At 52.0% G+C, this 20547-nt stretch carries 19 protein-coding genes; 5 read left to right on the top strand and 14 right to left on the bottom strand.

Translation table 11 applies throughout. The features are described 5' to 3' along the window. Positions 1-697: 697 nt before the first annotated feature. Genes cysQ through cysG form a run of 6 tightly spaced genes read right to left on the bottom strand, consistent with a single transcriptional unit; the run spans position 698 to position 7602 of the window. Positions 698-1441, bottom strand: coding sequence for a 3'(2'),5'-bisphosphate nucleotidase CysQ (cysQ, locus tag IFO68_RS21370; RefSeq protein WP_192017799.1), 744 nt, complete (start codon positions 1439-1441; stop codon positions 698-700). Positions 1442-1456: 15 nt separating this feature from the next. Continuing rightward, a complete protein-coding gene (gene cysC, locus IFO68_RS21365) occupies positions 1457-2074 on the bottom strand; it encodes an adenylyl-sulfate kinase (RefSeq protein WP_192017798.1) in 618 nt (205 codons plus the stop codon). 24 nt (positions 2075-2098) lie between these two features. Beyond that, positions 2099-3826: an SLC13 family permease gene (locus IFO68_RS21360; protein WP_192017797.1), complete on the bottom strand. Its 1728-nt coding sequence runs from the start codon at positions 3824-3826 to the stop codon at positions 2099-2101. A gap of 5 nt (positions 3827-3831) precedes the next feature. Further along, the gene (gene cysN, locus IFO68_RS21355) at positions 3832-5256 is read right to left on the bottom strand and encodes a sulfate adenylyltransferase subunit CysN (protein WP_192017796.1); all 1425 of its coding nucleotides are present in this window, start codon (positions 5254-5256) and stop codon (positions 3832-3834) included. 11 nt (positions 5257-5267) lie between these two features. Further along, positions 5268-6176 (bottom strand): sulfate adenylyltransferase subunit CysD, encoded by a 909-nt coding sequence (gene cysD / locus IFO68_RS21350; RefSeq protein ID WP_192017795.1) that lies wholly within the window; start codon positions 6174-6176, stop codon positions 5268-5270. A 13-nt stretch (positions 6177-6189) separates the two neighbouring features. Beyond that, positions 6190-7602 carry a siroheme synthase CysG gene (gene cysG, locus IFO68_RS21345; RefSeq protein ID WP_192017794.1) on the bottom strand — a complete coding sequence of 471 codons (1413 nt, stop codon included), beginning with the start codon at positions 7600-7602 and terminating at the stop codon, positions 6190-6192. A gap of 396 nt (positions 7603-7998) precedes the next feature. Here cysG and IFO68_RS21340 point away from each other — a divergent pair, with 396 nt between their 5' ends. The 3 genes from IFO68_RS21340 (at position 7999) to IFO68_RS21330 (ending at position 11165) form a co-directional block, all read left to right on the top strand. Then, on the top strand, positions 7999-9954 hold the full coding sequence (locus IFO68_RS21340; protein WP_192017793.1) for a bifunctional 2',3'-cyclic-nucleotide 2'-phosphodiesterase/3'-nucleotidase: 1956 nt from the start codon (positions 7999-8001) through the stop codon (positions 9952-9954). Positions 9955-10051: 97 nt separating this feature from the next. Then, positions 10052-10624 (top strand): Crp/Fnr family transcriptional regulator, encoded by a 573-nt coding sequence (locus IFO68_RS21335; RefSeq protein ID WP_192017792.1) that lies wholly within the window; start codon positions 10052-10054, stop codon positions 10622-10624. 76 nt (positions 10625-10700) lie between these two features. Next, complete coding sequence (locus IFO68_RS21330; RefSeq protein ID WP_192017791.1) at positions 10701-11165, top strand: GNAT family N-acetyltransferase; 465 nt, start codon at positions 10701-10703, stop codon at positions 11163-11165. Positions 11166-11173: 8 nt separating this feature from the next. On the opposite strand, the gene IFO68_RS21325 is transcribed toward IFO68_RS21330, so the two are convergent. Beyond that, positions 11174-11881 carry a LysM-like peptidoglycan-binding domain-containing protein gene (locus IFO68_RS21325; protein ID WP_192017790.1) on the bottom strand — a complete coding sequence of 236 codons (708 nt, stop codon included), beginning with the start codon at positions 11879-11881 and terminating at the stop codon, positions 11174-11176. A 137-nt stretch (positions 11882-12018) separates the two neighbouring features. Here IFO68_RS21325 and IFO68_RS21320 point away from each other — a divergent pair, with 137 nt between their 5' ends. Continuing rightward, complete coding sequence (locus tag IFO68_RS21320) at positions 12019-12639, top strand: BamJ family beta-barrel-assembly machinery protein (RefSeq protein WP_192017789.1); 621 nt, start codon at positions 12019-12021, stop codon at positions 12637-12639. Between the two features lie 173 nt (positions 12640-12812). Beyond that, a complete protein-coding gene (locus IFO68_RS21315) occupies positions 12813-13301 on the top strand; it encodes a DUF2780 domain-containing protein (RefSeq protein ID WP_225445381.1) in 489 nt (162 codons plus the stop codon). 143 nt (positions 13302-13444) lie between these two features. On the opposite strand, the gene IFO68_RS21310 is transcribed toward IFO68_RS21315, so the two are convergent. The 7 genes from IFO68_RS21310 to dusA all read right to left on the bottom strand — a co-directional run bounded on the left by IFO68_RS21310 (position 13445) and on the right by dusA (position 20509). Beyond that, entirely contained in the window at positions 13445-14206 is a 762-nt protein-coding gene (locus IFO68_RS21310; protein WP_192017788.1) for a phosphoadenylyl-sulfate reductase, read from the bottom strand. Continuing rightward, the gene (gene cysI / locus IFO68_RS21305) at positions 14199-15890 is read right to left on the bottom strand and encodes an assimilatory sulfite reductase (NADPH) hemoprotein subunit (protein ID WP_192017787.1); all 1692 of its coding nucleotides are present in this window, start codon (positions 15888-15890) and stop codon (positions 14199-14201) included. The genes IFO68_RS21310 and cysI overlap by 8 nt, the downstream gene beginning before the upstream one ends. Continuing rightward, positions 15890-17710, bottom strand: a complete 1821-nt coding sequence (locus tag IFO68_RS21300; protein ID WP_192017786.1) for an assimilatory sulfite reductase (NADPH) flavoprotein subunit — start codon at positions 17708-17710, stop codon at positions 15890-15892. The genes cysI and IFO68_RS21300 overlap by 1 nt, the downstream gene beginning before the upstream one ends. 166 nt (positions 17711-17876) lie before the next feature. Further along, positions 17877-18110 carry a thymidylate kinase gene (locus tag IFO68_RS21295; protein WP_192017785.1) on the bottom strand — a complete coding sequence of 78 codons (234 nt, stop codon included), beginning with the start codon at positions 18108-18110 and terminating at the stop codon, positions 17877-17879. A 111-nt stretch (positions 18111-18221) separates the two neighbouring features. Continuing rightward, positions 18222-18878, bottom strand: a complete 657-nt coding sequence (locus tag IFO68_RS21290) for a TIGR04219 family outer membrane beta-barrel protein (RefSeq protein ID WP_192017784.1) — start codon at positions 18876-18878, stop codon at positions 18222-18224. Between the two features lie 129 nt (positions 18879-19007). Next, positions 19008-19259 carry an envelope stress response protein PspG gene (pspG, locus tag IFO68_RS21285; protein WP_192017783.1) on the bottom strand — a complete coding sequence of 84 codons (252 nt, stop codon included), beginning with the start codon at positions 19257-19259 and terminating at the stop codon, positions 19008-19010. Between the two features lie 221 nt (positions 19260-19480). After that, positions 19481-20509: a tRNA dihydrouridine(20/20a) synthase DusA gene (gene dusA / locus IFO68_RS21280; RefSeq protein ID WP_192017782.1), complete on the bottom strand. Its 1029-nt coding sequence runs from the start codon at positions 20507-20509 to the stop codon at positions 19481-19483. Positions 20510-20547 lie beyond the last annotated feature (38 nt).

Below are 20547 nucleotides of genomic sequence, written 5' to 3'. Positions count from 1 at the left end.
CTCAGTGATTACTGATGTTTCAACCGAAGTTGAAACGAATTGACTGTGCCGGTAACTCTTTTATAAAAAGTGCTACCAATTGGTCACTCAGTTCACTGATAAATCTTTTATGACTGTATCATTATCGAGTGCCCACACAGATTGCATGGTCAAATTGTTAAAGAGCGTTGACTCAACGTTATGTCTCGTTGGTCAGGGCTGCGTATTCTACCCAGCATTTTTTCTCAGTCAAGCGTTATTTTAAAAACTTTCTCAAACACCTTCTTAACCAAGCACTCACCAAGGATAACTTCAGGTTTTAAACCTTTAGCACCTTTTACTCGGTGAGGGTGCGCATTTTACAAAAACAAAAACGAGTGTCAACCCTGTTTCTCTTTCTTTTTGCGCCACTTTCAGTTCACACAAGTTATTCACAAGTTACCAAGAACTTATTCAAACCCGTGTGTGCCCTGTCAGTGAGGCGGCATTATAGGGGGTTAGCTGAAAGCAGCAAGTGTTTTTTGGTGATTTTATTGCAACCGGCTATCTTTTACTCTGAAACTGATAAAAAACACAAAAAACAGCCACAGCAGGTATGGGACAGACACGATAAAGAAACAGAGACTCAGAGGAGAACGTAGAAACTGAGGAAACGATCAGCTCAAACCACTAGAACAGAAGAGCAACCCGTCGGGTTACCCCGACGGCATAAAAGCATTTACTTACAGCTAACCAGGAAAGAAGGGTTCAGCAACTCTTCCCTATGATATTGCAGTGGCTCTTGATTAAATAAGGTAACGGATGCACCTGCACTTTCTGCTATACACTGACCGGCAGCGGTATCCCACATCATGGTTGGCCCTAAACGCGGGTAGAATTGTGCCCTTCCTTCTGCAACCAGACAAAATTTCAGGGATGACCCGACCTCAGTCATCTTGTGCTGACCCAACTTATTGAGAAAGTCAGCCATGTCCGGACTTGGATGAGAACGGCTCCCCACCACGGTCGGCACTGTTGCTTCTCTCACTCGGATTGGTTCCCGACCAGCCTTGGTTTGCAGCCAGGCTTTATTACCGTCTCCCAGCCAGGTTTTACCCAAAGCAGGAGCATGCACTATGGCAAGCACGGGCCTGCCTTCCTTAATCAAGGCAATGTTAACCGTAAACTCACCGTTTTTCCGAAGAAACTCTTTTGTTCCATCAAGCGGATCCACCAGCCAGAATGATTGCCAGTGCTGACGGTCACGCCATTCAGTATGAGCAGATTCCTCAGAGAGAATTGGGATATCGGGCGTAAGCTGTAATAAATGGCGGACTATCACCGCATTGGCAGCCAGGTCAGCTTCAGTGACCGGGCTCTTGTCCGCTTTTTCTTCAACCCGGACATTGCTGTGATAGCAGTCCATGATGGTTTGCCCTGCTTCCAGTGCAACCTGATAGAGAGACTCCAGTAGTGCGCTCACGCTGTACTCCTTGTCTTAAATAATGTGACGCTGTTTTAATGCTTCCACGCACAGAGTCACCAGCTCATCAACCGATGCGTTGCCCGCTTGCAGATGAATCTCTGGATTCGCCGGCGGCTGATATTCAGAATCAATGCCGGTAAAGTCTTTAATCTCTCCCGCTCTGGCTTTCTTATACAGGCCCTTAGGATCGCGCTTTTCACATTCTGCCAGAGGTGTATCCACGAAGACTTCAATGAACTCTCCCTCAGGCAGGAGTTCACGAACCAACTGACGCTCAGTTCTATGGGGAGAGATAAACGCGGTCAGCACAATGAGACCAGCATCAGCCATCAGCTTAGCCATTTCCCCGATACGTCGAATGTTTTCCTTACGATCCTCAGCAGAGAAACCCAGATCCTTGCACAGGCCATGGCGAACATTATCGCCATCCAGCAGATAAGTATGGAAGCCCTGTTCAGCCAGGCGATTTTCCAACGCCCCGGCCACCGTCGATTTGCCGGCACCGCTCAACCCGGTAAACCACAGCACGCAGGGTCTCTGATTTTTTAACTGAGCACGCTGTGCTTTATCGGTCTGGTGATTGTGCCAGACCACGTTTTCATTTTCATGGGGTTGAACGACAGCGGTCATTTTACACTCCGTTGCTATAACACATTAAAAAGGAAAGAACTGCGGGATCAGGGCTAATACAACCACTGAGTACATCACGGAAAACGGCAACCCGATCCGTAGATAATCTCGCAACTTATAGTTGCCTACGGTGTAAACGAGCAAATTCGTCTGATAACCATAAGGTGAAATAAAACTGGCACTGGCACCAAACAGCACCGCCATAATAAAGGGCATAGGATCGACCCCATAGCTCAGTGCCAGACTGTACGCTAAAGGGAAAGACAAGGCTGCCGCAGCATTGTTCGTCACCAGCTCAGTCATCAGCAAGGTCAGCAGATACACGGCCACTAACCCGCCGTAGACGCCCCAGCCATTAAAGGATGTCATCATGATATTGCCCATCTGCTCAGACAGGCCGCTGGCAAGCATCAGTTGAGCCAGTGATAATGCCGAGCCAACAATCACCACTATATCAATTGGAAAACGGCGGCGAATTTCGGCAAAGCTGATGATACCGGTTGCCAGCAACAACAAAAGATAACCGGCCAGTCCTTTGATCAGAGGTAAAGCATCCAGCAGGCCCGCGGTAATCACAGCAACAAAACCGCCCAGCACGGCCATGCTCTTGGTACTATCCAGCCGGGCGCTGGAGTCCAGACCATTGATCAGGACAAATTCACGATTTAACGTCTGCTTTTTCTCATGAAACGTTTTGCCGGGCACAATCACCAGAGTATCACCAGGATGCAGTTCAATATTACCCAGTCCGCCGGCCAGACGTTCATGGCCGCGACGGATCGCCACCACCACAGCATCAAAACGTTCGCGGAACTGCACGCTTTTCAGCGTTTTACCCCGAATACCGGCAGAATGACTGACCACCACTTCCATCATGGACTGCCCATTGAGGTGGTGCTGGCCAAATAACCTCAGTCCGTCGATTTCCTGTAAGGTCGTGACACTTTCGATATCGCCACAGAACAGCAGTCTGTCACCGGCCCGCAATACCGTCTCGGGACACACAGGTGCAATCGTCTTGCCGTCACGAATGATTTCTGCCAGAAACAAGCGGCGCAGTGCCCGTAAGCCATTTTCAGCAACCGACTTGCCAACCAGCGATGAGGTCGGCTCTATTTTGGCTTCCAGAAAGTAAGGCAGTTCATCCTGGCTGCTGTCATCGTAATTGGGTAGAAAGTGGCTGAGGGGGATCAAAAACACCAGCCCGACCAGCAACACCGCCAGTCCAATCATTGAAGGCGCAAAAAAGCCCAGGCTGGGTAACCCGGCATCTTCGACAAAGCTGTTTACAATCAGATTGGTCGAGGTACCAATCAGGGTCAGCGTACCGCCTAATATCGCGGTGTAGGACAGTGGTATTAACAAACGAGACGGCGCATGGCGCTGATTACGCTTTACTGCGCCAATCAAGGACACCACCACTGCCGTGTTATTGGTAAAGGAAGACAGGAAAGCCGTCGACAGGCCAAGCTTGGCCACCACAGACGTTTGTCCTCCCTGAGAAATTTGGCGCCCGACCCAACTGATCAGGCGCGTTTTTTCAAGAGCAATGGAAACAAGGATCAGCAGGACCAGGGTCAGCAACGACGCGTTGGTGAAGTTACCCGCCAAAGTTGACAGCTCTATCATCCCGGTTTGAAAACCAATAAAGGCTGTACCTGCAAACAGATAGGCAGGTTTGATTCTGGTGGTGATCAAACAGGTTATGATCACCACCAGCATCGCCAGTACCAGAGCTTGTTCCCATGCCATCGGCATTACCCCAGCAACTTACTGAGATCTTTAGCACCCCAGTGCGGGAAGTGCTTACGGACCAGCGCGTTGAGCTCAACCTCAAAGGCGCTGTATGCCTGCTGAGACGGGGCGGATTCCGTCAGCGCCTCACGCACCATGCCGGCACCCACAGTCACATTGGTCAGGCGGTCAATCAGAATAAAACCACCGGTATCGGCACAATTCTGGTATGAATCGATCGCGATAGACTCATTGAGCACCACTTCGCACAGTCCAATGCCGTTGAGAGGCAGCACATCGGTGGCAAAGGTGTCCAGGTTATTAATATCAACCTGATGGCGAATCGCACTAACCGAGCCGAGCGTTTTCTTGCCCGCCACTTTGATATCGTACTGACGACCGGTTTCCAGTGGTGCTTCAGCCATCCAGACAATGTCAGCCAGTAGCTGATTGCTGAGTGCAACGTCGTCACCAGCATGAACGATAGTGTCACCGCGGCTGATATCAATCTCATCGTTCAGGGTCAGCGTAATTGCCTGCCCGGAATGAGCCTGAGCCAGATCACCGTCGAAAGTCACAATACGGGCAACCGTTGACGATTTACCCGATGGCAACACTTTCACCGCATCTCCGACAGTCACAGTGCCCGAGGCCAGCGTGCCTGCAAAGCCGCGGAAGTCCAGATTCGGGCGATTAACATATTGCACAGGAAAGCGTAATTCACCGTCCACTTTTTTGTTGATTTCCACACTTTCCAGCAAAGACAGCAGCGGCTCGCCTTCATACCAGGGTGTCAGCTCACTGGCGGTGACAACATTGTCGCCTTCCAGTGCCGACAGCGGAACCAATTGGATATTGATGTCAGCATTGAGCTTTTTGGCAAACGCCAGATAATCATCCCGGATCTGCTCGAAGCGGGCCTGCTCAAAACCGACCAGATCCATCTTGTTGACGGCCACCACAAACTGGCGAATCCCCAGCAGGCTGGCAATGTAAGAGTGACGACGGGTCTGATCCAACACGCCTTTACGGGCATCAATCAGAATCACAGCCACATCACAGGTAGAGGCGCCTGTCGCCATGTTGCGGGTGTACTGCTCATGCCCCGGGGTGTCGGCAATGATGAACTTGCGTTGCTGAGTCGAGAAATAACGGTAAGCCACATCAATAGTGATGCCCTGCTCACGTTCCGCTTGCAGACCGTCAACCAGCAAGGCCAGATCCGGCTTACTGCCAGTGGTGCCCACTTTCTGACTGTCAGCGTGAATAGCGGCCAGTTGATCTTCATAAATTTGCTGTGAATCGTGCAGCAGACGGCCAATCAGCGTACTTTTGCCGTCATCCACTGAACCACAGGTTAGGAACCGAAGCAGAGACTTGTTCTGGTGCTGATCCAGATAAGCTTCAATGCCCAGCTCAGCTACTTGTTGTTGAATTGCGCTGTTCATGTCCCGACTCCTTAGAAATAACCCTGACGTTTCTTCAATTCCATGGATCCCGACTGATCGTGGTCGATCGCCCGTCCCTGACGCTCACTGGAGGTAGCCACCAGCATTTCTTCAATGATCTCAGGCAAGGTTTTGGCCTCAGATTCAATTGCACCGGTCAGCGGGTAACAGCCCAAGGTACGGAAGCGTACGCTCTTGTGTTCAATTTGCTCACCCGGACGCAGCTTCATGCGGTCATCATCCACCATGATCAGCATGCCGTCGCGATCAACCACAGGACGTTCCTGTGACAGGTAGAGCGGCACAATATCGATGCCTTCCAGGTAGATGTATTGCCAGATATCCAGCTCGGTCCAGTTCGACAGCGGGAACACTCGGATGCTCTCGCCTTTGTTGATCTGGCCGTTATAGGTCTTCCACAACTCAGGGCGCTGGTTTTTCGGATCCCAGGTGTGGTTCTTGTCGCGGAAAGAATACACGCGCTCTTTGGCACGGGATTTCTCTTCGTCACGACGGGCGCCACCGAATGCGGCGTCGAAACCGTACTGGTTCAGTGCCTGCTTCAGGCCCTGGGTTTTCATAATATCGGTATGCTTTGACGAGCCATGCTCGAACGGGCTGATACCCATCGCCATGCCTTCCGGGTTTTTATGCACCAGCAGGTCAAAACCGTATTTCTTCGCTGTCGCATCGCGAAATTCAATCATTTCGCGGAATTTCCAGTCGGTATCGACATGCAGCAGCGGAAAAGGAATTTTCCCCGGATAAAAGGCTTTACGGGCCAGATGCAGCATCACCGATGAATCTTTACCGATGGAGTACATCATCACAGGGTTATCAAACTCAGCGGCCACTTCACGGATGATATGAATACTCTCCGCTTCGAGCTGCTTAAGGTGGGTAAGGCGTTTCGGATCCATCTTTCTCTCCATGTTAAGCCAGGCTCACGACAGCGGGGTGTGGTTGCCCTTGTTGTTCCTGCTTTCCGAACCAATGTAATTTATCCGCAAGAGTCACCACTTCACCCACCACGATGAGTGACGGCGATTCTGCATTCTCTGCCAGTTGAGCCAGCTCGCTCAGTTGGCCTCTGAAGACTTTTTGCGATGCCTGCGTGCCGCGCTCGATAATCGCAATCGGCGTTTCTGCAGCGCGGCCATGCTGAATCAGTTGTTGCTGGATGTGGCTTGATTTCATCAGCCCCATGTAAATCACCAGCGTCTGCTTACCGCGTGCCAGTGTAGACCAGTCGAGATTGTCGCTGTCCGGCTTGGTATGACCGGTAATAAACATGGCACTTTGTGCATGATCTCTGTGTGTCAGGGGAATTCCGGCATAGGCCGTCGCGCCGGCTGCGGCGGTAATGCCCGGCACAACCTGGAACGGGATACCGGCATCAAACAGCACTTCCAGCTCTTCTGCTCCGCGGCCGAAAATGAAAGGATCACCGCCTTTCAGGCGAACCACCCGTTTGCCCTGACTGGCGTATTCCACCAGCAGGCGGTTAGTTTCTTCCTGCGGCACACTGTGATAACCGGCGCGTTTACCAACACAGACCAGCTCCGCATCACGGCGTACCAGATCCATGATGTCGTCCGATACCAGATAGTCATACAGCACCACATCGGCCTGCTGCATTAATTGCAATGCACGCAGGGTCAGCAAACCGGCGTCGCCGGGGCCGGAACCAATCAGTGCAACCTGGCCCTGGGTAGTCACCTGCTGGGACTGGCGAATCAATTCCTGCTCGGCTTCTTTATCTTGCCCGGCGGCAACCAGCTCGGCGAAACGGCCGTCAAATGCCTGCTCCCAGAACAGACGGCGGGCAGACAGGCTTTTCACCGTATTCTTCAGGCGATCGCGAAACTGGCCTGCCAGCGTCGCCATTTTACCAAGATGCTGAGGCAGCAAGGCTTCCAGCTTCTCACGGACCAGACGCGCCAGTACCGGCGCTTTGCCAGAAGATGAAATAGCCACAATAAGAGGAGAGCGATCAACAATCGATGGCACGATGAAACTGCAACGCTGGGTATCATCCACCACATTCACCAGCACCTGTCGCTGATTTGCCGACTGGTACACCAGAGCATTGATGGCTTTGCGATCGGTGGCAGCGATAGCCAGAAAGATACCGTCAAGGTGTTCTGGCATAAAATGCTCAGCAAGAAGAGTAATGTCACCGTTATCTGCCGCCTGCAGAAAATCGGCATTGAGCTCAGGAGCAATGACACGAACATCGGCACCGGCTTTAAGCAGCATCCGGGTTTTACGCCAGGCCACTTCTCCACCGCCTACTACCAGGCATGGGCGACGCTTTAAATCGGCAAAAATAGGTAAATAGTCCATAGTCACTGCTCTTACTCTCTGTACGTAACAGCACTATAGACGGGGCAAGTTATTACCTGAAATTCTAAAATTTCATTTTTTATTCCCAAAAGTTTAGCTTGGCCGACTTAACCACCTTGCGGGAACAATCCTTCCTGATATCTCAGCAAATCGCCCCTAACACCGTATAAAACAATCACTTTTCCGGTTTTTATCCATTAAAAATAGCTTATCTTATGCCTTTAAGATCTAACTCTTTCGCCCGTCCGCATACCTGAATACAGTGGCTCGAGAAAGAAACCTAATGCAGAGCAAGGAAGCGCACTCAGGTCACATATCTGACAAGCTCTTGCATTTCATTAACAGTATTTTTGCTACTTTTAGCGCGTAACTTACTCCATTAATGACGGTGAAATCATGTCTTTAAGAGCAAAACCACTTTCACTTGCCATACTGGGCGCACTGCTGGCAGCAGCAGACCCGGCACTGGCAGACACCATTCAACTGCGCATTCTTGAAACCACCGACATTCACGCCAATGTCATGGACTACGACTACTACAAAGATAAAGCCACCGAGAAAACCGGGCTGGTCCGTACCGCCACCTTAATCGAGCAAGCCAGGCGCGAAGTCACTAACAGTGTGCTGGTTGATAACGGCGATCTGATTCAGGGCAGCCCGATGGGTGACTACATGGCAGCGAAAGGTCTGGCAGACGGTGATGTTCACCCTGTCTATAAAGCCATGAACCCACTTGATTACGAAGTAGGCAACATAGGTAACCATGAATTCAATTACGGGCTGGATTTCCTGCAAGCGGCATTAAAAGGCGCAAACTTCCCCTATATCAATGCCAATGTCTACGACCTCAGGACGGGGGAAAACCTCTTTACCCCTTATCTGATTAAAACCTATCGCCTGAAAGATACCGACGGCACAGAGCATGAGGTAAAGATCGGCTACATCGGCTTTGTGCCGCCGCAAATCATGACCTGGGATAAAAAGAATCTGGAAGGCAAGGTGAGCGCCAGAGACATCAAGCAAACCGCAGACTATTTCGTGCCTAAGATGAAAGCCGAAGGCGCCGATATCATAGTCGCGATTCCGCATTCAGGCGTGTCTGCCGATCCTTACCATGCCATGGCGGAAAACTCGGTTTATTACCTGACAGAAGTGAAAGGCATAGATGCAATCGCCTTCGGCCATGCCCACGCTGTCTTCCCGAGCCAAACCTTTGCCAACCTGCCCAATACGGACATAGAAAAAGGTACTATCAATGGTGTCGCGGCTGTGATGCCCGGCCGTTGGGGCGATCATCTGGGGGTGATCGATCTGGAGCTGACCCGGCAAGATGGCAAGTGGATGGTGACTGGGCGTCAAACCCAGGCTCGCCCGATATTTGCCGACGGCAAAGCGCAGGTAGCGGCGGACAGTAAACTGGTCGCAGCCGTGATGGAGGATCACAAGGGGACACGTGAATTTGTAAACCAGCCGATCGGTAAAGCCAGTGACGTGATGTACAGCTATCTTGCGCTGGTACAGGATGATCCGACCGTACAGATTGTGAACCTGGCACAGAAAGATTACGTGGAGCGCTTTATTCAGGGCGACCCGGATTTAGACGGCCTCCCGGTACTGTCGGCTGCCGCCCCGTTCAAGGCAGGCGGGCGGGCTAACGATCCGGGCAACTACACCGAAGTGGAAGCCGGCCAGCTGACCTTTCGTAACGCAGCCGACCTGTACCTGTATCCAAACACCCTGGTGGCGCTGAAAGTGACAGGTAAAGAAGTCAAAGAGTGGCTGGAGTGCTCTGCCGGACAATTTAACCAGATCGATCTCAGCTCAGGCGCGCCACAGTCACTGATCAACTGGGAAGACTTCCGCACCTATAACTTCGACGTGATTGACGGTGTTCAGTATCAGGTGGATGTCTCTCAGCCCGCCCGTTACGACGGTGACTGTAAGCTCATCAACCCGGCATCCGAACGGATCCAGCAATTAACCTATCAGGGCAAAGCCATAGATCCGGCCCAGCCCTTCATCATCGCAACTAACAATTACCGCGCTTACAGTGCCAAGTTTGCCGGGACGGGTGAGCAATTCATCGCCTTTGCAGCACCGGATGAAAACCGCACCGTGCTGGCCAGTTACATCAGCCGGGTAAGTAAAGACGACGGGCAAGTTGTACCGAGTGCCGACAATAACTGGCGCTTTGCCCCGCTCAGGAGCACAACGCAACTGGACATCCGTTTTGAGACCTCACCGAGCGACAAAGCGGCATCCTTTATCAAAGACAAAGGTCAGTATCCGATGAAACAAGTCAATACAGATGCTGCCGGCTTTGCAATTTACCGGATTGACCTGCAACACTGATTTCAAACCATACAAACGATATCCCAATACCGCGGCCTGTGGTCGTGGTATTTTTTGGTAAGCTAGATATAGATGACTTCAACAACGACAGAACACTATGACCTCACCACTCGCGCAATTTCTGGCCCTGCACGGTGCCGATCAGGCCACTATCGATCAGGCACTGTCACTGGCCGAACCGTTAGAACTGCCTACCCGGCATGTGCTGATCAATCAGGGAGAACTGGCAACACAGGCATATTTTCTGATTGATGGCCTGTGCCATGCCTGTTACATCACCGGAGACGGTAAAACCATCAGCAAAGATTTCTTCTGGGAACAGGATCTGCTGATTGGCTTTGAAAGCCTGCTGACCGACGAGGGATCGCCCTATCTGCTGGAAACCTTGTCACCCTGCCTGATCCAGACCCTACCAGCAGAGCTGATTCTTCGCTGGCGCGATGACCATCCAGCCCTGTATATGGCCCTGGCCGAGAGGCAATTGCTGTTCCGGGAACAAAAAGAGCAGTTCATGCGCCTGTACAGCCCGGCACGACGCTACGCCCTGTTCACTGACAGCATCGGTGAGCTGGCAACACACATCACTGCGCCACAACTGGCATCGTTTCTAAACCTGTCACTGAGCCAGCTGGACAGCCTGCAGCGTCATCTGGCCGCGTCAGGAAAATAAACGCCGGTTGCGATATCTCATCGCGCATTTTATGCTGGTACTCAGGTACAGAAGCCGTAGTAAAAGGACACAATCAATGCAGTGGCAATGCCTTCGTTTTGATCAGCTCAGCACTGATCAACTATATGACATCATGAAACTCAGGGTGGATGTGTTCGTGGTTGAACAGAACTGCCCGTATCCGGAACTCGACGGCCACGACAAAGCTCAGGGTGTGCATCATTTAGTCGCTTATGACAATGGCACTCTGATGGCTTATCTGCGGTTATTACCGCCAGGCACAACCTACGACAATGTCAGTATTGGACGGGTGATCACCGCTGAAGCAGCGCGCGGGAAAGGGATGGGAAGTGTCTTGCTCACCCATGGGCTGGCGTACGCAGAACAACTGTGGCCGGGGCAGGACATTGACATCGGCGCACAGTCGCACTTACAGAGTTATTACGGGCGCTTTGGCTTTGAGCCAAGCTCTGACGAATACCTGGAAGACGGCATTCCCCACATTGATATGCGGCTGACGAAAACTCCGGCAACCGCCTGATTAATCCATTACTTACCGCGGGCAAAACTACCGTCAGAGCGGCGGAAAAACATCACAGGATCGCCACCGCGGCTCTCAATCTGCAGGACATCCAGATCCCCATTGGCCAGTTGTTTGTAACGCAATAACTGGCCAGATTTAATGTAACTGAGGGGTTTGTCTTTACCTTCAATCGCAGCAATGGCGTACAGATCGGTCAGAGGTAACGACTTGGCACGAAAGATGGTCGCCAGGGTTTCGCCTTTTTTGACTTCATAATTTATCCAGTTTTCAGCAGAAGCTGGCTGCCGGGACGCTGCCGTCGCTGAAGTTGACGAAGATGTCACCGCGGTTGGCGACGCCACAGATTTGATGATTGCCGGACGAGGCGGCGATACAGGCTCTGGGCGCTGGTCGACAGGTAAACGCGCGGGCTCATCCAAGTTCAGCGCCACTTCCTGACGCACAGGCTCGCTGCCGGAGATAGTAGGTTCTGGCTCTGAAGCCGGCAGCAGGAACAGCACAACCACCACAGGGATCAGTACCAGTAAGGCTTTGCGATGAAACCCTGGTAACAGTTGCCAGTAGGGCTGCACCCTCAGTCGGGCCTTCTGCCATTGTGTCTGGCCTGCTTCACGCCAGTTCAGTTGGCTGAGCCGGGTTTTCCATTCCGTCAGCGACACCTGTGTCAGGGCCGGGGCCGATTTCTTCCGGTTACGGCGTTTCGCTTGTCCCATAACAACTACTCTCCATCACTCTGCGCCAAAACTTCAGGGTCACGCTTTGATGCGACCTCTGTTCACAAAAGTTTACCCCTGAGGGTTGAAACTGTTATCCTGCCCGCTTAATTCACTCGACATAAAGAGACGACACTATGTCTGACGTTAAACTAGATACAGTTGAAACTAAAGCGAGCTACGGTATTGGTCTGCAAATGGGCCAGCAACTGGCTCAAAGTGGCCTGGAAGGCCTGAACGTTGCTGCCATTGCCAAAGGCATCGCCACCTCGCTGACTGGCGACATGCCAGAAATCGCTGTAGACGACATCAACGACGCACTGCGTGATCTGCACACCCGCGCAGAAGAAGCTCGTCAAGTACAAGCTCAAGCTGCTGCTGCTGAAGGCGAAGCCTTCCTCAAAGATAACGCACTGCGCCCAGAAGTAACAGTAACCGAATCTGGTCTTCAGTACGAAGTTCTGGTTGAAGGTAACGGCGAAATCCCAACGTCTGACAAGCAAGTACGTGTTCACTACCACGGCCAACTGACTGACGGCACTGTATTCGACAGTTCAGTATCACGTGGTCAGCCAGCAGAATTCCCGGTCACCGGCGTTATCGCAGGTTGGGTAGAAGCTCTGCAAATGATGCCTGTCGGTTCTAAGTGGAAATTGTATATTCCACAAAACCTGGCATACGGTGAGCGTGGCGCTGGTGCTGCCATCCCACCTTTCGCTGCACTTGTTTTCGAAGTTGAGCTGCTGGACATCCTGTAAGTCCTGCCGCCCTTCTGAAAAACGGTGCTTCGGCACCGTTTTTTTGTCTCATATCAGCAACATACCCTGACAATAACCTGACAAACGCCCTCTTTTATCTTTTCCAGACTACGCTTAGAGTAGCTTACGGCTTCCCCACGGGAAAACCTCATAACGATTCTAAGGAGAACACTATGACCCGAGCTCTACTCCAACGCTGCTGGCTGGTTGCAATGCCATTACTGGCCAGTCTGGCCCTTAGCCCTGCCGCCCATGCTTTTAGCCTTTCCGACTTATTCGGCGGCGGTGACGATAAAATGGAAGCCCTGGCCAACAACCCCCTCGCCAGTATGCTGACCGATCAACTCGGTGTCAGCACCGAACAGGCAGCGGGCGGTGCCGGTGCACTGCTGTCCATGGCGGCCAGCCAGTTAAGCGGCGATCAGGCCACCGAGCTGACCAAGCTGATCCCAGGTTCAGAAAACCTGATGGACGCCATTCCTGCCGGACTGGGCGGCATGCTGAATAACATGGACGCCCTCGGCCCGGTCTTCACCGCATTAGGGTTAGATGCCGGCATGATCAGTCAGTTCGTTCCCATCATCACACAATTTCTGGGCACCCAGGGCGCCAGTGCCGGGCTGATTGATACCCTGACCAAAATCTGGACACCAGCCAGCTGACCAATAACCTGATACCGGGCAGCGAGCGTAACGATTTCACCTTTTTCGGCTGTCAGCCTCAGGTCAATTTTCTGATTACCAATAAAAAAACCTGACCGGTTTCCCGATCAGGTTTTTTATTTCCACAATGTAAAGCTGTCGGATTAGATGCCTGAACCGTCGCTCTCTGCATCATCCTCATGCAGACCACATTCCCGCTTCAGACCGAAGAAACGCGTTTCTTCTTCTTTCATACCCGGTTCCCACTTCACTGTGGTGTGGACATCACCGACAGAACGATAGCCTTGGGCCAGCAATGGATGATAAGGCAAATCGTATTTCAGCAGGTATTCATCAATGTCCTGTTCTGACCAATCGATCAGCGGCAAGAATTTGAATTTACCGTTCTGAATAGCCAGTACCGGCAAGGTTGCACGGGAGGACGACTGCTCCCGGCGCAGGCCAGAGAACCAGGTTTTCACCTCCAGCTCTTCCAGTGCGCGGCGCATCGGCTCAACCTTGTTCATTTTGTTGTACTGCTTAATACCATCAACGCCCTGAGTCCACAGCTGGCCGTAGCGTGCTTCCTGCCAGGCCGGACTGAGCTCTGAGCGATACACCTTCAGATTCAGCTCCAGCCGCTCGGTCAGAAAGTCGACAAACTGATAGGTTTCAGGGAACAGGTATCCCGTGTCCGTCAGAATCACAGGCACATTAGGTGACTCCTGAGTCACCAGATGCAGCATGACCGCAGACTGGATACCAAAGCTGGAAGCCAACGCAAAGTTGCCATCCAGAAATTCCAGCGCCCAGCGAACCCGCTCCTGGGCTGTCATCTGCTCCAGCTCGGCGTTAATTTCCGCCAGCCGAAGGATCTGCTCCACTTTGGTGGCACTCAGCAAATCCGCCAACGCATATTTAGGCATAAAAATCCCTCACAGAGACTTCAACAGGGGCAATAATTCCGCTACGGATAGTAAAGTCACCAAAGCCCTCACCGTCTTCACGCTCTTTCGCCCAGCGGCCCACCAGTTGATCCAGTTCCGTCATGATTTCATCAACAGTGATATTTTCACGGTACATCTTAGGAATGCGTGTCCCGTTAATATTGCCGCCAAGGTGCAGGTTATAACGACCCGGAGCTTTACCCACCAGACCAATTTCCGCCAGCATGGCGCGTCCGCAGCCATTCGGACAGCCGGTCACGCGCAAAATAACGTGCTCGTCTTTGTCCAGACCGTGTTTCTCCAGCAGACCTTCAAAATCGGTGACAAATTCCGGCAAGAAACGCTCGGCTTCTGCCATCGCCAGCGGACAGGTCGGTAGCGACACACACGCCATTGAATTCTGGCGCTGCACGCTGACAGCGTCATCAATCAAACCGTGCTCGCGGGCGATCTTTTCGATCGTCGCTTTATCTTCTTTGGCCACACCGGCAATGATCAGGTTCTGGTTAGATGTCATGCGCAGATCCCCTTTGTGGATCTTGGCAATCTCAGCCACACCGGTTTTCAGCGGTTTACCCGGATAATCCAGAATTCGGCCGTTTTCGATGAACAGCGTCAGGTGGAATTTACCGTCGATGCCATCCACCCAGCCGATACGGTCACCGCGATCAGTGAACTCGTAAGGACGGCTGGCTTCGAAGGTAATGTCGGCACGTTTCTCAACTTCCGCCTTGAAGACATCAACACCCACACGGTCCAGGGTGTATTTGGTTTTCGCGTTCTTACGGTTAGAGCGGTTACCCCAGTCACGCTGAGTTGTCACCACTGCAGCTGCGACATCCAGCGTTTTGTCCAGTGGTACGAAACCAAAATCATCTGCACGACGCGGATAAGTCGCTGTATCACCGTGTGTCATGGCCAGACCGCCGCCCACCAGCACGTTAAAGCCAATTAGCTGACCGTTTTCGGCAATAGCGACAAAGTTCAGGTCATTCGCATGCACGTCCACATCATTTTGCGGCGGAATCACCACTGTGGTTTTGAATTTACGCGGCAGATAATTCGAGCCCAGGATCGGTTCCTGATCCTGATGCCCTTCCACTTTTTCGCCATCGAGCCAGATTTCCGCATAAGCACGAGTCTGAGGCAGCAGATGTTCACTGATCTTCTTCGCCCAGTCATACGCCTGCTGGTGCAATTCTGACTCCACCGGGTTAGAAGTACACAGCACGTTACGGTTTACGTCACCGGCGGTGGCAATCGAGTCAATGCCATACTCGTTCAGAGTCTGGTGCATCAGCTTAATATTCGGCTTCAGCACACCGTGGAACTGGAATGTCTGGCGGGTAGTCAGACGAATACTGCCGTACATGGTTTTGTCTTGCGCGAATTTATCAATCGCCAGCCATTGTTCCGGCGTGATGATGCCACCCGGCATACGGGCGCGCAGCATGACGTTCTGCAAAGGTTCCAGTTTCTGCTTCTGACGCTCCGGGCGGATATCGCGGTCATCCTGCTGATACATACCGTGGAAACGGATCAGCTGGAAGTTATCAGCCGTAAAGCCACCGGTAATACGATCCTGCAAATCCTGCTCAATGGTCCCGCGCAGAAAGTTACTCTCGCGTTTCAGGCGTTCGTTATCGGACAGTTTCTCAGTCATTAGTACACATCCTTCTGGTAGCGTTTGGCTTTACGCAAATCATTCAAATACAGCTCGGCATCTTCGCGGCTCTTGCCGCCCTGCTGCTCAACAACAGTGATCAGTGCGTCATGCACATCTTTTGCCATCCGGTTGGCATCACCACACACGTAAATATGTGCGCCGTCTTTCAGCCACTGCCAAACTTCTGCCGCATTTTCCAGAATACGGTGCTGGACATACACTTTCTCAGACTGATCGCGGCTGAAAGCCACATCCAGTCTGGTCAAAATGCCGTCTTTCAGGTACTTCTGCCACTCCACCTGATACAGGAAGTCCTGGGTAAAGGTGCGGTCACCAAAGAACAACCAGTTTTTGCCTTCAGCATCACGGTTATCACGCTCCTGCACAAAAGCGCGGAAAGGCGCGATACCTGTGCCCGGACCAATCATGATCACCGGGGTATTATCATCGGCCGGCAGTTTGAAGTTATTGTTATCTTCAACAAACACACGAACATTCGCGCCTTCTTCCAGACGGTGCGACAGGAAGCTGGAAGCACCGCCAAAGCGGCTTTCTTCGCCCTGCTGATATTCCACCAGACCGACAGTCAGGTGCACTTCTTCACCCACATCTTCCTGGCTGGACGCAATGGAGTACAGGCGCGGCGTCAAACGGCGCAGCAAGCCTTGTAACTGCTCAGTGCTCAGCTGGGTTTTCTTCTCGGCAAAGACATCAATCACCTGAGTGTTCGCCGCGTACTCACGCAGCTTGTCTTTGTCTTCCACCAGCTTCTGCAGCTTCTTACTCCCAGACAGTTCAGCGAACTTGGTCACCAGCTGCGGGTTAGAAGCGGTAATTTCGTATTTGTGAATCAGCGCGTCTTTCAGGCTGTAGGCTTGGCCGTCCACCTCAACGCTTTCATCACCGGACAGACCCACTTTCGCTGCCAGCGCTTCAGCCAGGGCAGGATCATTGTCATACCAGACGCCCAGCGCATCGCCCGGCTGATAAGTCAGGCCGGATTCACCGAGATCGATTTCCACATGGCGGACATCTTTACCGGAATCACGACCGGTAATTTTCTGGCTGACCAGCAGCTCTGCCGCATACGGATTTTGCTTATTGTACTGAGACACAGCCGCCGTCGCGTTTTGCGCCACGTGCAGCTGAACCACTTCGGCATCATTGCCGCCCAGCAGTTCTTCCTTGATGGTCTCTAGCGCTTTAGCGCGCCACTCGGCGGCCGGGACATCATAATCAACATCACAGTCGATACGATCCACAAAAGGTTTGGCACCCAGCTTACTGAGGTAGCTGTCAAAATCTTTGGCAGTCTGGCAGAAGAATTCATAACTGGAATCCCCCAGGCCCAGCACGGCATAGCTCAGATTCGGCAGCTTAGGCGCACGCTTGGACTGCAGGAATTCATGCAGCTCCATGGCGTCATCCGGCGCTTCACCCTCACCGTGGGTTGAAGCCACTATGATCACATGGGTTTCCTTGGTCAGGTTCTTGCCTTTGTAATCGCCAGAGGCAAACACGTCAGCCTGGATACCAGCCGCAACCGCTTCTTCCTTCAGCGCCTGAGCAACGCCTTTGGCGTTACCCGTCTGCGAAGCATAAATAATGGTAAGTTTGCCAGCCGGTTTCGCTGCCACAGCGGCGATGGGCTGACCGGCAGGCTGATGGCCCGCCGTTTGGGTTTGACTTAATCCCCAGAAATAACCGCTAATCCACGCCAGTTGCTGTGGTGACAGCTCTGCGACTGTCTGTTGCAGCTGACCGATCTGCTGATCATTGAGAGGGCTGGCTAAAGCCGAGAGTTCCTTAAGTAACATGACACGACGATCCCTTTACATTGCGTAAGGGTAGATTAGCTACTCGACGAAATAACAAGAAAGAATAGATAAGAATGTTTTATAACTTTTTGGAAGAGAAAAGCAGGAGGTAAGAAAATTAAGCGGCACAAAGACGCCCAATCCGGGGGATCAGGCGCCACGGCATTCAGAAATGATCGGCAATACGTACCTGATGAAAACCCACTTCAAAAGCACGCTCAGTGGCAGTGTCTATGTCCCGGTAGCACTTTTCACTGCCTGAGCCGTCAGTCAGGGTGACAAAGCCACCACGGCGATGACGAAATTCGACCACCCAGCCGTTGGCCTGTAGTGAAGGTTCAATCACAGCTTCCACTATTTCGCTTTCCGCATACAAACGCTGTAACTCGGTAATTGTCATCTGCCTGATTCCTGCATCAATGCCCACTTTAAAAATGGCCTATAACTCAGCAAACAGGCAACAAAAAAGCCATGCGTTTAGCATGGCTTTAGTTCAGCAGTGATAGGCCAATCAGAAATCGACTTCAACACCGGCAAAAAATCCGTCCAGCTTCACTTTGCTGCCGGCAGGATTATTGATCGCATCAAAATCGTAGTCCATCACACGGTATCCGCCACGCAGATTCAGGTTGGCCGCCACCAAAGGAATGGTGAACTTCATACCTGCTTTAGCATCAAGCGTGCTGGTATCATCGAAGCTGCCAACGTTACCTTCTACAAATACCGCCAGCGGTGTCATAGGAATACCGACTTCAACATTACCGTAAATCGCCGGCTGCCACTCATCATCAAACGTCTGCATGTGACCTTGCGCGTTATACTCGCCGTCGCCGAATTTAATCAGAGACACACCCACATCCACGGCTACCAGATCGTTATCCAGAATCTCGTAATACAGAGTAAAGTCTGTTTGTTTAAATGCCACCGCATCCGCTTCTACATTGGCATAAGCAATACGTGCGTTTGGAATCAGTGGAATAAAATGTTCAAACGAGGCATAAAAAGATGGAATGGTTTTATCGCCACCGTCTACTGCATCGTTAATTTCAGCGCTGCTCATCCAGGCATCCGCGCCTACTGTGCCGCCCAGCAACATATCAGCCTGAGCAGGTACCGCTGCTGCAATTGCCACTGCTACGGCCACTGCTGAAAGCATGTTTTTTTTCATTTCTGAGTCTCCGCTCTTTATCATTGTGCTTTGATTTTTCTGCGCCAGACTATACCAGATGCAATGTAAGAAAACTGCATTTCATCGCCGGGAATCAGGGATTTGGCTCAAGCTCACTTTTTGAACACGCTAATATTTGCGTCTATGCATATCACGTGGCCGCGACGAGCGAATCGACGACTCGCGACGGGCTCCGCGGTACAGCCAGACAGCAACCGCAATCAAAATAATCCATGGCAGCAGTTTAATCACCACACCTAATAAACCCGCCAGCGCCATTACTGCAAAACCGGCCGCTATCGCGATAACCATACCCATCAGGCTGATCCCTGTCATAACCAGCACACCGGCAAACACCAGTAAAAATAAAAACTCTACCATTCCAATCTCTCCAGTCACATCATAGGTAACAGAACCCGTTCTGCCCCTTCCTGCTTCACTGCAGCTTAACTGCAGGTTTCGGGCCAACATTCAGCTACCAAACAAATACTTATTTTTCAGAAAGATACAAAAACGCCGCGTTATCAGCTCGCGGCGTTACAGGCTAAGTTAGCAAATTTGACGATAACGAGTGGTTAAACTCACTATATCTTGCAGGCTAATCACACATCCAGATGGGCGGGAATCTTATCCAGCGCTTGCTGAACCACTTCTATGCCCGAACCCGGCTTGTGGGCATTTTCGCTGATGTGCCGGCGCCACTGGCGTGCGCCCGGCATATTCTGGAACAACCCCAGCATATGCCGGGTAATGTGACCCAGATACGAACCGTTCGCCAGCTGACGCTCAATATATGGATACATAGCTTCAACCACCTCGCGGCGTTTTTTGACAGGACGCGCACTGCCGAATAACTGCTGATCCAGCTCCGCCAGCATATACGGATTCTGATACGCTTCGCGCCCGACCATCACCCCATCAAGGTGGGTCAGGTGTGCTTCGATCTCGGCCAGCGTTTTCACCCCGCCGTTAATCGCCATGGTCAGGTGCGGAAAATCTTTCTTCAGCTGGTAGACACGCGGGTAATCCAGCGGCGGAATTTCACGGTTTTCTTTCGGGCTCAGGCCGCTCAGCCAGGCTTTACGGGCATGAATGGTGAAATTATCGCAGCCGCCTTTTTCAGACACAGTACCAACGAAATCTGCCAGGAACTGATAGGAATCCTGCTCATCGATACCAATCCGGGTTTTCACCGTTACGGGAATATCCACCACTTCACGCATGGCCGACACGCACAAAGCTACCAGATCCGCCTCGCCCATCAGGCACGCACCAAAACGGCCGTTCTGCACACGATCCGACGGACATCCGACATTCAGGTTCACTTCATCGTACCCGCGCTCCTGCGCCAGCTTGGCACAATGCGCCAGATCCGCCGGATTCGAACCGCCCAGCTGCAACGCCACCGGATGCTCTTCCTCGTTAAAGCTCAGAAAATCACCCTTACCATGAATGATTGCCCCGGTCGTCACCATCTCGGTGTACAGCAAGGCGTGCTGCGACAACAGACGATGGAAATAACGGCAGTGACGATCCGTCCAATCCAACATAGGCGCCACGGAAAAGCGGCATGAGGGGTGATCGCCAGCGAGGCCGTGATTTTCCTGACTTTTATCAATAGTTAGCGTCATTCTGAATTTCCTGTGATCTCATTGAAATTGCCCGAATT

The sequence above is a fragment of the Photobacterium arenosum genome (assembly GCF_014841115.1).
In the GTDB taxonomy this organism is placed as follows: domain Bacteria; phylum Pseudomonadota; class Gammaproteobacteria; order Enterobacterales; family Vibrionaceae; genus Photobacterium; species Photobacterium arenosum.
The sequence above is the reverse complement of the archived record's forward strand: the minus strand, read 5'-3'. Positions and strand labels throughout refer to the sequence as shown.